Source organism: Bradyrhizobium stylosanthis (assembly GCF_001641335.1).
Classification (GTDB): domain Bacteria; phylum Pseudomonadota; class Alphaproteobacteria; order Rhizobiales; family Xanthobacteraceae; genus Bradyrhizobium; species Bradyrhizobium stylosanthis.
Genome location: NZ_LVEM01000002.1, coordinates 1519922 through 1533315 on the forward strand (window position 1 = coordinate 1519922; position 13394 = coordinate 1533315).

12 protein-coding genes are annotated in these 13394 nt (G+C 64.7%); all 12 read left to right on the top strand.

The window, feature by feature from the left end:
• The first annotated feature begins 45 nt into the window (after positions 1-45).
• The 12 genes from A7X65_RS42690 (at position 46) to A7X65_RS19155 (ending at position 13329) form a co-directional block, all read left to right on the top strand.
• Positions 46-213: a hypothetical protein gene (locus tag A7X65_RS42690; RefSeq protein WP_167358261.1), complete on the top strand. Its 168-nt coding sequence runs from the start codon at positions 46-48 to the stop codon at positions 211-213.
• Positions 214-433: 220 nt separating this feature from the next.
• A complete protein-coding gene (gene glmM / locus A7X65_RS19105; protein ID WP_063687378.1) occupies positions 434-1777 on the top strand; it encodes a phosphoglucosamine mutase in 1344 nt (447 codons plus the stop codon).
• 360 nt (positions 1778-2137) lie between these two features.
• A complete protein-coding gene (locus tag A7X65_RS19110) occupies positions 2138-3391 on the top strand; it encodes an MFS transporter (protein WP_063687379.1) in 1254 nt (417 codons plus the stop codon).
• 238 nt (positions 3392-3629) lie between these two features.
• Entirely contained in the window at positions 3630-4460 is an 831-nt protein-coding gene (locus A7X65_RS19115) for an outer membrane protein (RefSeq protein WP_063687381.1), read from the top strand.
• 170 nt (positions 4461-4630) lie between these two features.
• The gene (locus A7X65_RS19120; protein WP_063687829.1) at positions 4631-5518 is read left to right on the top strand and encodes an outer membrane protein; all 888 of its coding nucleotides are present in this window, start codon (positions 4631-4633) and stop codon (positions 5516-5518) included.
• Positions 5519-5588: 70 nt separating this feature from the next.
• Positions 5589-6179 (top strand): glutathione S-transferase family protein, encoded by a 591-nt coding sequence (locus A7X65_RS19125; protein ID WP_063687384.1) that lies wholly within the window; start codon positions 5589-5591, stop codon positions 6177-6179.
• Positions 6180-6205: 26 nt separating this feature from the next.
• On the top strand, positions 6206-6670 hold the full coding sequence (locus tag A7X65_RS19130) for a GNAT family N-acetyltransferase (protein WP_063687386.1): 465 nt from the start codon (positions 6206-6208) through the stop codon (positions 6668-6670).
• 158 nt (positions 6671-6828) lie between these two features.
• Positions 6829-7035, top strand: a complete 207-nt coding sequence (locus A7X65_RS19135; protein ID WP_063687388.1) for a hypothetical protein — start codon at positions 6829-6831, stop codon at positions 7033-7035.
• Positions 7036-7114: 79 nt separating this feature from the next.
• Positions 7115-8287, top strand: coding sequence for a phosphoserine transaminase (locus A7X65_RS19140; protein ID WP_063687389.1), 1173 nt, complete (start codon positions 7115-7117; stop codon positions 8285-8287).
• Positions 8288-8414: 127 nt separating this feature from the next.
• Complete coding sequence (gene serA, locus A7X65_RS19145) at positions 8415-10004, top strand: phosphoglycerate dehydrogenase (RefSeq protein WP_063687391.1); 1590 nt, start codon at positions 8415-8417, stop codon at positions 10002-10004.
• A gap of 334 nt (positions 10005-10338) precedes the next feature.
• Complete coding sequence (locus A7X65_RS19150; protein WP_063687393.1) at positions 10339-11511, top strand: thiolase family protein; 1173 nt, start codon at positions 10339-10341, stop codon at positions 11509-11511.
• Between the two features lie 273 nt (positions 11512-11784).
• Complete coding sequence (locus tag A7X65_RS19155; protein WP_063687395.1) at positions 11785-13329, top strand: FAD-dependent monooxygenase; 1545 nt, start codon at positions 11785-11787, stop codon at positions 13327-13329.
• Positions 13330-13394: the final 65 nt, after the last annotated feature.

Sequence of the window (13394 nt, forward strand, 5' to 3'; positions counted from 1 at the left end):
TAGCATGGTTGGATGCACAGCCAAATCGTTTGAGAGGAGGGCGCCATGACGAGGCCGCACACGGGACCTTCGCCGGAGGAGATCAAGGAGAAGCAGGCCCTCGAGGACGCGCTGGAAGAGGGGCTCGAAGAGACCTTTCCGGGCTCCGATCCGGTCAACGTCACCCAGCCGGCACCGAGCCGCGACGACGGCCATGTCAAGCGCTCGAAGTAGGACAGGTTCCCCGCACTTTCCGATGGTCACGCCGGAACTATAATGTTAACAATATGTTACCGGGACGGCGGTGAGCCCGGTTCCGTAATGATTCATCATATTTTTTGAAGCCAAGTTAGCCGCGATGGATTTATAAGACCTCAGCAAATCAGGGATGCGGGGCCGGTTCAGGCACCCGCAGGTTGTGTTGGGGATCCCTGGTTGTTGCTTGGGGGACGATATGAGCCGCAAATATTTCGGGACGGACGGGATTCGGGGCCGCGCCAACGGACTGATCACGCCGGAGCTCGCGCTCAAGGTCGGCCAGGCCGCCGGCCTCGCGTTTCAGCGCGGTGACCACCGCCACCGGGTCGTGATCGGCAAGGACACCCGCCTGTCCGGCTACATGATCGAATACGCGATGGTCGCGGGCTTCACCTCGGTCGGCATGGACGTGCTGCTGGTCGGCCCGATGCCGACGCCGGCGGTCGCGATGCTGACCAAGTCGATGCGCGCCGATCTCGGCGTGATGATCTCGGCCTCGCACAATCTGTTCGAGGACAACGGCATCAAGCTGTTCGGCCCGCAGGGCTTCAAGCTCTCCGACGACGTCGAGAAGCAGATCGAGCAGCTGCTCGACGAGCCCATCGACAAGCGGCTCGCGCAGAGCGCCAGCCTCGGCCGCGCCCGCCGTATCGACGGCGTGCACGACCGCTACATCGAATTCGCCAAGCGCACGCTGCCGCGCGACCTCTCGCTCGAGGGCCTGCGCGTCGTGATCGATTGCGCCAACGGCGCCGCCTACAAGGTGGTGCCGGAAGCGCTGTGGGAGCTGGGCGCCGACGTCGTGCCGATCGGCGTCGAGCCTGACGGTTTCAACATCAACAAGGATTGCGGCTCGACCTCGCCGGAAGCGCTGTCGAAGAAGGTGCGCGAGATGCGCGCCGACATCGGCATCGCGCTCGACGGCGACGCCGATCGCGTCATCCTGGTGGATGAGCGCGGCCACGTCGTCGATGGCGACCAGCTGCTGGCGGTGATCGCGCAGAGCTGGAAGGAAGACGGCCGCCTCTCGCGTCCCGGCATCGTCGCCACCGTGATGTCCAATCTCGGCCTCGAGCGCTTCCTGAAAGGGCAGGGGCTCGATCTCGTGCGCACCCCGGTCGGCGACCGCTACGTGCTCGAGCAGATGCTGAACGGCGGCTACAATCTCGGCGGCGAGCAGTCCGGCCACATCATCCTGTCCGACTATGCCACCACCGGCGACGGTTTCGTCGCCGCCCTGCAGGTGCTGGCCGTGGTGCAGAAGCTGCGCCGGCCCGTGTCCGAGGTCTGCCACCGCTTCGATCCGCTGCCGCAGATCCTCAAGAACGTCCGCCACAAGGGCGGCAAGCCGCTCGACGATACCGAGGTCAAGTCGGCGATCTCCGACGGCGAGAAGCGCCTCAACGGCCACGGCCGCCTGCTGATCCGCTCCTCCGGCACCGAGCCCGTGATCCGCGTCATGGGAGAGGGCGAGGACCGCCATCTGGTCGAGGACGTCGTCGACACCATCGTCTCCGCGCTCGGCCAGGCCGCGGCGTAAGCTCTCTTCCTTCTCCCCTTGTGGAAGAAGGTGGCGCGAAGCGCCGGATGAGGGGTGATCTCACCCCACGGGCAGCATCGTAGGGTGGGCAAAGCGAAGCATGCCCACGCGTCCGTTGTCGTATCGGAAAGATCGTGGGCACGGCGCGTTGCGCCTTTGCCCACCCTACGCTTCCTTCTTCCTGGCGAGATCTGGACCCTCACGGTGAGGCGCCCGCATCGCGGGCGTCTCGAACCATGCAGGCCGCGCTGCTTCGCAGCAGGGCGAAGCGCATCCCAGCCATGGCCGATTGGCGGTGGTTCCGCTGGTCGTTGCATCGTACCAAACAGTCGCGGCGATCTGCCGCGCCTGGATGATCCCTTGAACAAGCCTGTCGTCGTCTCCGAGGAAACGCTGACCGAGCCCGTCGTCGTCGGCGACGTGACGCCCGCTGCTGCAAGCTCTGCCGCGGGGCCGGCCTATATCGTGCTCGCCGGCATCAGCTTCTCGCACTTCCTCAACGACACCATGCAGTCGCTGATCGCCTCGGTGTATCCGATCCTGAAGGACACCTACGCGCTCGACTTCGCGCAGATCGGCATGATCACGCTGGCCTTCCAGTTCACGGCCTCGCTGCTGCAGCCGGTGGTCGGCCACTACACCGACAAGAAGGCGCAGCCTTATTCGCTGTCGATCGGCATGGCCTCCACCTTCTTCGGCCTGCTGCTGCTCAGCGCCGCGCACCAGTATCTCGTCATCCTCGTCGCCGCCGCGCTGGTCGGTCTCGGCTCGGCGGTGTTTCACCCCGAATCCGCGCGCATCGCGCGGCTCGCCTCCGGCGGCCGCTACGGTTTCGCGCAATCGGTGTTTCAGCTCGGCGGCAGCTTCGGCACCTCGATGGGGCCGGTGCTGGCCGCGCTGATCGTGGTGCCGTTCGGGCAGGGCAGCATCGCCTGGTTCTCCTCGATCGCGTTCCTCGCGATCGTCGTGCTCTGGCGCATCGGCCGCTGGTATGCGCCGCAGATTACGACGAAGAAGGCGGCGCCCGCGCACACCCAGCCGGGCGGGCCGAGTTCGCGCCGCGTCGCCGTTGCGCTTCTCGTGCTCGTGGCGCTGCTGTTCTCCAAGCAGCTCTACGTCTCGAGCCTGTCGAGCTATTACATCTTCTACCTGATCGATCGTTTCGGCGTGTCGACGCAGACGGCGCAGATCTATCTCTTCATCTTCCTCGCGGCGAACGCGGTCGGCGCGTTCTTCGGCGGGCCGCTCGGCGATCGCTTCGGCCGCAAGATCGTGATCTGGATCTCGATCCTCGGCGCGCTGCCGTTCACGCTGGCCTTGCCCCATGCCGGGCTCTTCGCCAGCGCGGTGCTCTCGGTCATCATCGGGCTGATCATCTCCTCGACGACGTCGTCGATCATCGTGTTCGCGCAGGAGCTGGTGCCGCATCGCTTCGGCATGATCTCCGGCGTGTTTTTCGGTGTCGCTTTCGGCATCGGCGGCCTGGGCGCCGCCGTGCTCGGCAAGCTCGCCGACCACACCTCGATCGAGTTTGTCTACCAGGTCTGCGCGTACCTGCCGGCGATCGGTTTGCTCGCGGTGTTCCTGCCCAAGCTGCAGCAGCCCGGACGTTAACAAACCTTTCCTTGCTGCGTTGCGGCTTCACCGATCGTTAGCAATTGCGGCGGGCGTGCAGCGCCGAGCGCTGCATTTTTGCAACGCTCGCGCCGCATCCGCGTGTGCAGTCAGAAAAAATCAACCTTAAAAATTAGGGTTAAGTGGCGCTTAAACATTTGCTGCCATCGTCCGGGTCGTGAGTTTCCAGAACGTGAGGCGTCTGCATTTTGCCTCACCGGCCATAAGGACGAAGCCAATGCGTAGCGTTAAGTCTCTCCTTGCCGCGGGTGCGGCATCCCTGATCTCCTCGATGGCGTTTGCCGCCGATATGCCGATCGCTGCGCCCCCTCCCATGTACGCACCGCCGGCTCCGCCCGCTGACTTCGGCGGCTGGTATCTCCGTGGCGACGTCGGCATGACCAACCAGCGCGCCAAGAGCATCGAGGGCGCCGTGGCGCCCGGCTTCACGAAGACGACCGAAGGGCTCGGCTTCGACTCCTCGCCGCTGTTCGATCTCGGCGTCGGCTATCGCTTCAACAACTGGTTCCGCGCCGACGTGATCGGCCAGTATCGCGGCAAGGCCAATCTGCACGGCAGCGACAACGTGATCGGACCCGGCTTCGTCGGCGTCAACAACTACAGCGGCAGCAAGTCCGAGTGGGTCGTCATGGCCAACGCCTATGTCGATCTCGGTACCTGGTGGTGCATCACCCCGTTCATCGGCGCCGGTGTCGGTGGCTCCTACAACAAGATCAGCGGCTTCCGCGACGACGGCGTGTCGTACAGCCCGCTGCTCAACAACAGCGTCGCCTACTTCGCCGACAACGGTAAGTGGAACTTCGCCTGGGCCGCTCACGCCGGTCTCGCCTACAAGGTCAACCCCGGCTTCACGGTCGAACTGGCCTACAGCTACATGAACCTCGGCGACGCAGCGCCTGGCAACTTCCGCCTGTTCGACAACAGCGCCTCCGGCCCGACCTCGATCAAGATCAAGGAGCTCACCTCGCACGACCTGAAGCTCGGCGTGCGCTGGGATCTCAACAGCCCGCCGGCCTACATGCCGCCGCCGCTTGTCACCAAGGGCTGATCGCAAGTCTGATCGGTTAAAGTTTCTTAACGGCGCGGGATCATCCCGCGCCGTTTTGCTTTGCGTATTTTTCATTGCTGGCAGGGATGAAAGGCTCCTGCGCAACCATTGGTTAAGGTTAACGAGCCATGATCATCGGCGAAAGTTCGAGTTCGATTTGGAGCGTTGCGATGCGTGGGCTTTTGTTGGCGGCGGTGATGTTGGGGACGGTGTCTGCCGCGCATGCGGCCGACATGCCGGATCTGCCGATCCTGCGCGGCAGCGTGAGCGACGGCCTGTCGAAGTCGACCCACAATTGGGACGGCTTCTATGTCGGCGGCCACGCCGGCTACACGGCCGACGCGACGGACTTCAGCCAGAGCGTGGTCGGCCTGACCAACTACATCTTCCGCGACAGCGTGCTGCAGGGGCCGACCTCGACGTGGTCGCTGCTGAACAAGACCAACACGCAGAGCACCCATTTCGGCGGCTTCATCGGCCGCAACTGGCAATGGTACGATGCCATTCTCAGCCTCGAAGGCACCTACAGCGCCTTCAACAACATGTCGACGTCGACGTCGGGATCGAACTCGCTCGTGATCGTCAATCCGCCGGGCGAGGTGAGAGCTCCCGGCATCACCAACAATTATGCGGTGTCGCTGACCGGTGCTGCCACGGCGCAGGTCAAGGACATGGTCACGCTGCGCGGCCGCGTCGGCTGGGACGGCGGCGACTTCATGCCATACGCCTTCATGGGCGCCGCGGTCGGCCGCATGGACGTGTCGCGCACGGTGACGAGCGTCGTGTCGCTGCGCACGGACACGACGACGACCGACCTCTTCGGCAACACGACGACCACGCTCGGAGCGTGGGGCCCCGTTCCTGCGCAGTCGGGCACGCAGGGACAGCACCGCACCAACACCTATGCGGTGGGTTGGACCGCGGGCCTCGGCCTCGAATACTGCATCTGGAGCGGGCTGTTCGCTCGGATCGAGTACGAGTATGTCAGGTTCTCGCCCGTCATGAACACGCAGGTGACGCTGAACAACGCGCGTCTCGGCCTCGGCTACAAGTTCTGAGCCGTCCCCTTCCTGTTGACAGCCTCCCTTCGTCCTGATGCTCTGTCGCTCCGGTAGCGGGGTGGCGGCGATGAAGGTCTACGGCGACAGCAATTCGGGCAATTGCCTCAAGGTGAAGTGGGTCTGCGACAAGCTCGCGGTGCCCTATCAGTGGGTCGAGGTCGACACCAGCAAGGGCGAGACCCGCACGCCGCAATTCCTCGCCATGAACGGTGCCGGCCAGGTGCCCACCGTCGCCTTCGACGACGGCCGCACGCTGGCGCAGTCCAACGCCATCATCCGCTATCTTGCCCGCGACAGCGCGCTCATTCCGCGCGATGCCTTTGCCGCGGCCAAGATGGACGAATGGCTGTTCTGGGAGCAGTACAGCCACGAGCCCTACATCGCGGTGTGCCGCTTCCAGCTCGTCTATCTCGGCAAGGATGCATCCGAGCTCGATCCTGAGAAGGTCAAGCGCGGCTATGCGGCGCTCGATCGCATGGAGCGGCATCTCGCCACCAGCCGTTTTTTCGCCGGCGATGCGGCATCGCTCGCCGACGTCTCGTTGCTCGCCTACACGCGCGTTGCGCATGAAGGCGGTTTCGATCTCGGCCGCTATGCGGCCATCCGCCGCTGGATCGGCGAGGCCGAGGCATTTCTCGGCCTGCCCAAAGCGCGTTGAGTCGCGTTGAGTCTGGAGCTTCCCGAATGAACGACAAGTCCGTCACCATCCGTCCCGCGCGCCGCGAGGACGTCCCGGCGATGATCGCCATGCTCGCCGACGACCATCTCGGTCGCGCGCGCGAGCGCCTCGAGGATCCCTTGCCCCAAGTTTATTATGCGGCGTTCGAGCGCGTCGAGCGCGATCCGAATCTCACGCTCGTGGTGGCCGAGAGCGAGGGCAGGGTGGTCGGCTGCCTGCAACTCGCCGTTCTGCCCGGCATCAGCTCGCAAGGCGGCATTCGCGGACTGCTCGAAGACGTGCGCGTTGCCTCCGATTGCCGCAGCCGCGGCATCGGCGAGCAATTGGTGCAATGGGCGGTAAGCGAAGCGAAGGCGCGCGGTTGCATCCTGGTCGAGCTACTGACGCATGCGAGCAGGGTTGACGCGCAGCGCTTCTACACGCGGCTCGGATTCACTGCCAGTCATGTCGGCATGACTGTCCGCTTTTGAGGCAGCGCGCATCGCGCGTTGCTTGATCAGCGAAATCGGATCGCGCATTCGTTCATCTTAAGAGCTGATAAACTACCCAGCCGTCGTTCACGTTCCCGCCGGAACGAACAGTGCTACGCAGCGTCGGGTAACCGGGCTCGGTCGGTTCGGGGATTTCGATGACAAGCTATTCCATGATCAAGGTCGGCAACGACTACGTTGTGCAGGCCAACGACAAATGCATTTTGAAAGTCGGCAGTCGGCGCCGTGCGGCGCAATTGATCAGCGATGCCACGGACTTGCTGAATGCGCTCGCCCCGGTTGAGGCCCCCGGTATCGCGCCGGATGAACCATCACTCCCCCGTGAGGCTCCTGAACTTTCTTGACGACTCTTCCCGTTTCCCGTATCAGCCGCGGCGGGACACCTCCCCCCAACGGGAGGCTTACTATCTGGAAGGGTAGATCATGACTGTAGCGAAGCCCGCTTCGCGGCCGAACGTGCCGCATTTCTCCTCCGGCCCCTGCGCCAAGCGCCCCGGCTGGAACGCCCAAAATCTCAAGGACGCAGCCCTCGGCCGTTCGCATCGCGCGAAGGTCGGCAAGACCAAGCTCAAGCTCGCGATCGATCTGACGCGCGAAGTACTTGAAGTGCCGGCCGATTATCGCATCGGCATCGTGCCGGCCTCCGATACCGGCGCGGTCGAGATGGCGCTGTGGTCGCTCCTCGGTGCGCGGCCCGTCACCACGCTCGCCTGGGAATCCTTCGGCGAAGGCTGGGTCAGCGACATCGTCAAGGAATTGAAGCTCAAGGACGTCACCAAGCTCAACGCGGCTTACGGTGAGATTCCCGACCTCTCGAAGGTCGATCCCAAGAGCGACGTCGTCTTTACCTGGAACGGCACCACCTCGGGCGTGCGCGTGCCGAACGCCGACTGGATCAGCGCGACCCGCGAAGGCCTGACCATCTGCGACGCGACGTCTGCCGCGTTCGCGCAGCCGCTCGACTGGGCCAAGCTCGACGTCGTCACCTTCTCCTGGCAGAAGGCGCTCGGCGGCGAAGCCGCGCATGGCATGCTGATCCTGTCGCCCCGCGCGGTGGAGCGGCTCGAGACCTACAAGCCGGCCTGGCCGCTGCCGAAGATCTTCCGCATGACCAAGGGCGGCAAGATCAACGAAGGCATCTTCGTCGGCGAGACCATCAACACGCCGTCGATGCTCTGCGTCGAGGACTATCTCGATGCGCTGAACTGGGCCAAGTCGATCGGCGGCCTCAAGGCGCTGATCGCGCGCGCCGACGCCAACACCAAGGTGCTCGCCGACTGGAAGGCGAAGACGCCTTGGATCGACTTCCTCGCCAAGGACGCCGCGATCCGTTCCAACACCTCGGTGTGCCTGAAGTTCACCGATCCCGCGATCACCTCGCTCTCGGACGACGCGCAGGCGGAGTTCTCCAAGAAGCTGGTCGCGCTGATCGAGAAGGAAGGCGCCGGCTACGACTTCGCCTATTACCGCGACGCGCCGGCCGGCCTGCGCATCTGGTGCGGCGCCACCGTCGAAGCCAAGGACGTCGAGATCCTGACGCAGTGGATCGACTGGGCCTTCGCCGAGACCAAGGCGCAGCTCGCCAAGGCGGCGTAACGCGTTCCAACTCGTTCTCGTCATGGCCGGGCTTGACCCGGCCATCCATCGATCAAGAGAGATGGATCCGCGGGTTAAGCCCGCGGATGACGTTCCGTAAATGCAGCTCGCACCACGGATCATCCCCATGACCAAACCCAAAGTTCTCATTTCCGACGCGCTCTCTCCCGCTGCCGTGCAGATCTTCAAGGATCGCGGCGTCGAGGTCGACTTCCAGCCCAACCTCGGCAAGGACAAGGACAAGCTCGCCGAGATCATCGGCAATTACGACGGCCTTGCGATCCGCTCCGCGACCAAGGCGACCGCCAAGATCCTGGAGAAGGCGACCAACCTCAAGGTGATCGGCCGCGCCGGCATCGGCGTGGACAATGTCGAGATCCCCGCCGCGACGGCCAAGGGCATCATCGTGATGAACACGCCGTTCGGCAATTCGATCACGACCGCCGAGCATGCGATTACGCTGATGCTGGCGCTCGCCCGCGAGATCCCGCAGGCCGACGCCTCGACCCAGGCCGGCAAGTGGGAGAAGAACCGCTTCATGGGCGTCGAGATCACCGGCAAGGTGCTGGGCGTCGTCGGTTGCGGCAATATCGGTTCGATCGTCGCCGACCGCGCGCTCGGCCTGCGCATGAAGGTCGTCGCGTTCGATCCGTTCCTGTCGCCGGAGCGCGCCAAGGACATCGGCGTCGAGAAGGTCGATCTCGATGACCTGCTCAAGCGCGCCGATTTCATCACGCTGCACACCCCGCTCACCGAGAAGACCAAGAACATCATCGACGCAGCCGCGATCGCCAAGATGAAGAAGGGCGTGCGCCTGATCAACTGCGCCCGCGGCGGTCTCGTGGACGAGAAGGCCGTGGTCGATGCGCTCAACTCCAAGCACATCGCCGGCGCCGCCTTCGACGTCTTCGTCGAGGAGCCCGCGAACACCAACGTGCTGTTCGGTCATCCCAACGTGATCTGCACCCCGCATCTCGGCGCCTCCACCACGGAAGCGCAGGAGAACGTCGCGCTGCAGGTCGCCGAGCAGATGTCGGACTACCTGCTCACCGGTGCGATCTCGAACGCGGTCAACTTCCCCTCGATCACCGCGGAAGAAGCGCCGAAGCTGAAGCCGTTCATCGCGCTCGCCGAGAAGCTCGGCTCGTTCGCCGGCCAGCTCACTGAATCCGGCATCCTCAAGGTCGAGATCACCTATGAGGGCCACGTCGCCGAGATGAAGATCAAGGCGATCACCTCGGCCGTGCTGTCCGGCCTGCTGCGGCCGATGCTGGGCGAAGTCAACGTGGTGTCCGCGCCCGTCGTCGCCAAGGAGCGCGGCATGGTGGTGGACGAGATCGTGCGTGCTGCCCAGAGCGACTATGAGAGCCTGATCACCGTCACGGTCGCGACCGAACGCCAGGAGCGCTCGGTCTCCGGCACCGTCTATCATGACGGCAAGCCGCGCCTCGTCGACATCAAGGGCATCCGCGTCGACGCCGAGTTCGGCAAGTCGATGATCTACATCACCAACGAGGACAAGCCGGGCTTCATCGGCAGTTTCGCCGGCCTCTTGGGTGACGCCAAGATCAACATCGCGACCTTCCATCTCGGCCGCGTCGAGCAGGGCGGTGATGCCATCGCGCTGGTCGAGGTCGACGGCAAGGTGCCGGCGGACGTGCTTGCCAAGGTGCAGGCCCTGCCGCAGGTCAAGCAGGTGAAGGCGCTGACGTTCTAATCCGCGCTCCCTCCTCTTGCGTCATGGCCGGGCATAGCCGTCCAAAGGACGGCGTCGCTTCGCTCGCCTATGTCCCGGCCATCCACGTCTTGCTGGCAGCGCGAAGAACGTGGATGCCCGGGACAAGCCCGGGCATGACGAGCGGATAGCGGCGCACGCCACGGAATGACGGACATCATATATTCCGACATGCGGAACAACGCCGCCCTTGATCGCAAGGGCGGCGTTTTTGTTGATGCCGCGCCCCGCTTTATTTCTCCCCGGGCCTCCAAACTTTGTGTACCAATGGCGGCCAGGACGCTCCGTTCAAAACGTTCGAAAAAGGGAGAGAACAATGCGTGAAGCCGTCATCGTTTCCTATGCGCGCACGGGCCTCGCAAAATCCGGCCGCGGCGGGTTCAACATCACGCCGCCGATGTCGCTCGCGGCCCACGCCATCAAGCACGCGGTCGATCGTGCCGGCGTCGAGAAGGACTATGTCGAGGACTGCTATCTCGGCAATTGCGCCCATGGCGCGCCGAACATCGGCCGCCAGGCCGCGCTGCTCGCCGGCCTGCCGAAGACCACCGCCGGTGTCTCGGTGAACCGCTTCTGCTCCTCCGGCCTTCAGACCATCGCGATGGCCGCCAACTCGATCCGCTCCGACGGCGCCGACTGCATCGTCGCCGGCGGCGTCGAGAGCATTTCGATGCCCGGCGGCGGCACGCCGAAGGAGTCGATCGATCCCGAGCTGCTCAAGGTCGCGCCCGACATCTTCATGGCGATGATCGACACCGCCGACATCGTCGCCGAGCGCTACAAGCTCAGCCGCGAATACCAGGACGAGTTCTCGCTGGAATCGCAGCGCCGCATGGCCGCGTCCCAGCAGGCGGGCAAGTACAAGGACGAGATCGTCCCGATGAAGACCAAGATGAAGGTCGTCGACAAGCAGACCAAGGCCGAGAGCATCGTCGACTACGTCGTCGATCGCGACGAATGCAACCGCCCCGAGACGACGCTGGAAGGACTGGCAAAGCTCGAGCCGGTGAAGGGCCCCGGCAAGTTCGTCACCGCGGGCAATGCCAGCCAGCTCTCGGACGGCGCGGCCGCCGTGGTGCTGATGGAAGCCAAGGACGCCGAGAAGCGCGGCCTCAAGCCGCTCGGCCGCTTCGTCGCCTGGGCGACCGCGGGCTGCGAGCCCGACGAGATGGGCATCGGCCCCGTCTTCGCGATCCCGAAGCTCTTGAAGCGCACCGGCCTCAAGATCGACGACATCGATCTGTGGGAGCTCAACGAGGCCTTCGCCAGCCAGTGCCTCTATTCGCGCGACAAGCTCGGCATCGACCCCGCCAAGTACAACGTCAATGGCGGCTCGATCGCGATCGGCCATCCCTTCGGCATGACCGGCGCCCGTCTCACCGGCCATCTGCTGCAGGAAGGCGCGCGGCGCAAGGCGAAGTGGGGCGTCGTGACCATGTGCATCGGCGGCGGCCAGGGCGGCGCCGGCCTGTTCGAGATCTACAGCTGATCCGAACCGATCTGAATGCGGAAGGGCACGGCGTGAGACGTGCCCTTTTTCGTTGCGCACCGATCGCGGCGAAACTATATAGCCCGTGTCGGAAAAGGCAGACTTGGTCTGGTAAGCCCAAGTCCTTCTGGTAACGGAAGCTCTGGTCTTTGGCCTTGTGCACGAGATCCCCACGACGAACAGCGGGCGCCATCTGGGCGCTCAATCGTTCGTCCGTGTGATCCTCGAAGCTCTGGGAACGCTCCGGTCGAACATCGACCCGAGGAGCGTCTCATGCAAACCCGATCCACCGATATCTACGACGTCGTCATCGCCGGTGCCGGCCCTGTCGGCCTGTTTCTCGCCTGCGAGCTCCGGCTCGCCGGCCTCTCCGTGCTGGTGCTGGAGCAGGCACCGGACCCGCATTCTCTGCTGAAGCAGCTGCCGTTCGGCCTGCGTGGCCTTTCGATCCCGACAACCGAGGCCTTTCACCGGCGCGGCTTGCTGCACGAGATTCTGGCCGCGCAGCGTGCCAAGTCGGGCGCGATCCGGAACGCCGCGCACTGGATGCAGCAGACGCGCAAGTCCGCCGGTCATTTCGCCGGTATCCAGTTCTATCAGGATGACGTCGATGCCGCGAAGTGGCCCTGGCGTCTGCCGACGCCGGCCGATGCTGGCGTCGCGGTCGACATGGCCACGCTCGAAACCGTCTTGGCAGCGCGCGCATCAAGCCTCGGCGCCGGCATCAGGCGCGGCTTCGGCGTTTCCGCCATCTACGCTTCGGACGACGGTGTGACCGTGCAGGCGGCCGGCGAGACGTTTCGCGGGCGCTGGCTGGTCGGCTGCGACGGCGGCCGCAGCACGGTGCGCAAGGCGTGCGGTTTCGACTTCGTCGGCACCGATCCCGAATTCACCGGCTATTCCATCGAGGTCGAGCTGGCCGATCCGGAGAAGCTCGTCCCCGGCCGCAACTACACGCCGACGGGCATGTACACCTACGCGCCGTCAGGCACGATCGCGATGGTCGACTTCGACGGCGGCGCGTTCCACCGCACCGCGCCGATCACGATGGAGCATGTGCAAAGCGTGCTGCGGCGTGTCTCCTGCACCGACGTCACGATCGCCGCGCTTCGGCTCGCCACTACCTGGACGGATCGGGCGCGTCAGGTGACGGCCTATCGCAAGGGGCGGGTGCTGCTCGCGGGCGATGCCGCGCACACCCATTCGCCGCTGGGCGGGCAGGGCCTCAATCTCGGCCTCGGCGATGCGATGAACCTCGGCTGGAAGCTGGCCGCGACGATCTGCGGTCACGCACCGGACGACCTGCTCGATACGTATTCTGGCGAGAGGCATCCGGTCGGCGCGCAGGTGCTCGACTGGTCGCGTGCGCAGGTCGCGATCATGCGGCCGACGCCGAGCACGCGCGCGCTCCAGGCCATCATGCGCGATCTCATTGCCACTCGCGATGGCGCAACCTATTTCGCCGAACGCACGCGCGGCGCCTCGCTGCGCTACGATCTCGGCGGCGGCCATCCGCTCATTGGCCGCAGCGTTCCCGAATTCGAATGGCACGACGGCGCGACGACCGGAGAGCTTCTCCGGACGGCGAAGGGACTGCTGCTGGACTTCGACGCGCGCGGATCGCTTCGGACACTTGCGAGCCGCTGGAGCGATCGGATCTCCTATGTCGCGGGCGAGGCGAGAGATCGGTTGGGTCTGAGTGCCGTGCTGATCCGCCCCGATGGCTTTGTCGCCTGGGCCAGTGAAGGCGCGCCGGACCAGAACGAAGCCGCGCAGGCCGCGTCGCGTTGGTTCGGTGATCCCGCACGGCGCGAATAGTGGCCGCATATGCACATCAGCGTGCACAAGAACGTGTATTATGACAAAATACACGTATTAATACG

What these genes read in the sequence shown, in the direction of transcription:
- A7X65_RS19125 (WP_063687384.1), top strand. Translation starts at nt 5,589, where the DNA reads ATGAAGGTCTACGGCGACAGCAATTCGGGCAATTGCCTCAAGGTGAAG.
- A7X65_RS19115 (WP_063687381.1), top strand. Translation starts at nt 3,630, where the DNA reads ATGCGTAGCGTTAAGTCTCTCCTTGCCGCGGGTGCGGCATCCCTGATC.
- A7X65_RS19130 (WP_063687386.1), top strand. Translation starts at nt 6,206, where the DNA reads ATGAACGACAAGTCCGTCACCATCCGTCCCGCGCGCCGCGAGGACGTC.
- A7X65_RS19155 (WP_063687395.1), top strand. Translation starts at nt 11,785, where the DNA reads ATGCAAACCCGATCCACCGATATCTACGACGTCGTCATCGCCGGTGCC.
- A7X65_RS19140 (WP_063687389.1), top strand. Translation starts at nt 7,115, where the DNA reads ATGACTGTAGCGAAGCCCGCTTCGCGGCCGAACGTGCCGCATTTCTCC.
- A7X65_RS19120 (WP_063687829.1), top strand. Translation starts at nt 4,631, where the DNA reads ATGCGTGGGCTTTTGTTGGCGGCGGTGATGTTGGGGACGGTGTCTGCC.
- glmM (WP_063687378.1), top strand. Translation starts at nt 434, where the DNA reads ATGAGCCGCAAATATTTCGGGACGGACGGGATTCGGGGCCGCGCCAAC.
- serA (WP_063687391.1), top strand. Translation starts at nt 8,415, where the DNA reads ATGACCAAACCCAAAGTTCTCATTTCCGACGCGCTCTCTCCCGCTGCC.
- A7X65_RS42690 (WP_167358261.1), top strand. Translation starts at nt 46, where the DNA reads ATGACGAGGCCGCACACGGGACCTTCGCCGGAGGAGATCAAGGAGAAG.
- A7X65_RS19150 (WP_063687393.1), top strand. Translation starts at nt 10,339, where the DNA reads ATGCGTGAAGCCGTCATCGTTTCCTATGCGCGCACGGGCCTCGCAAAA.
- A7X65_RS19135 (WP_063687388.1), top strand. Translation starts at nt 6,829, where the DNA reads ATGACAAGCTATTCCATGATCAAGGTCGGCAACGACTACGTTGTGCAG.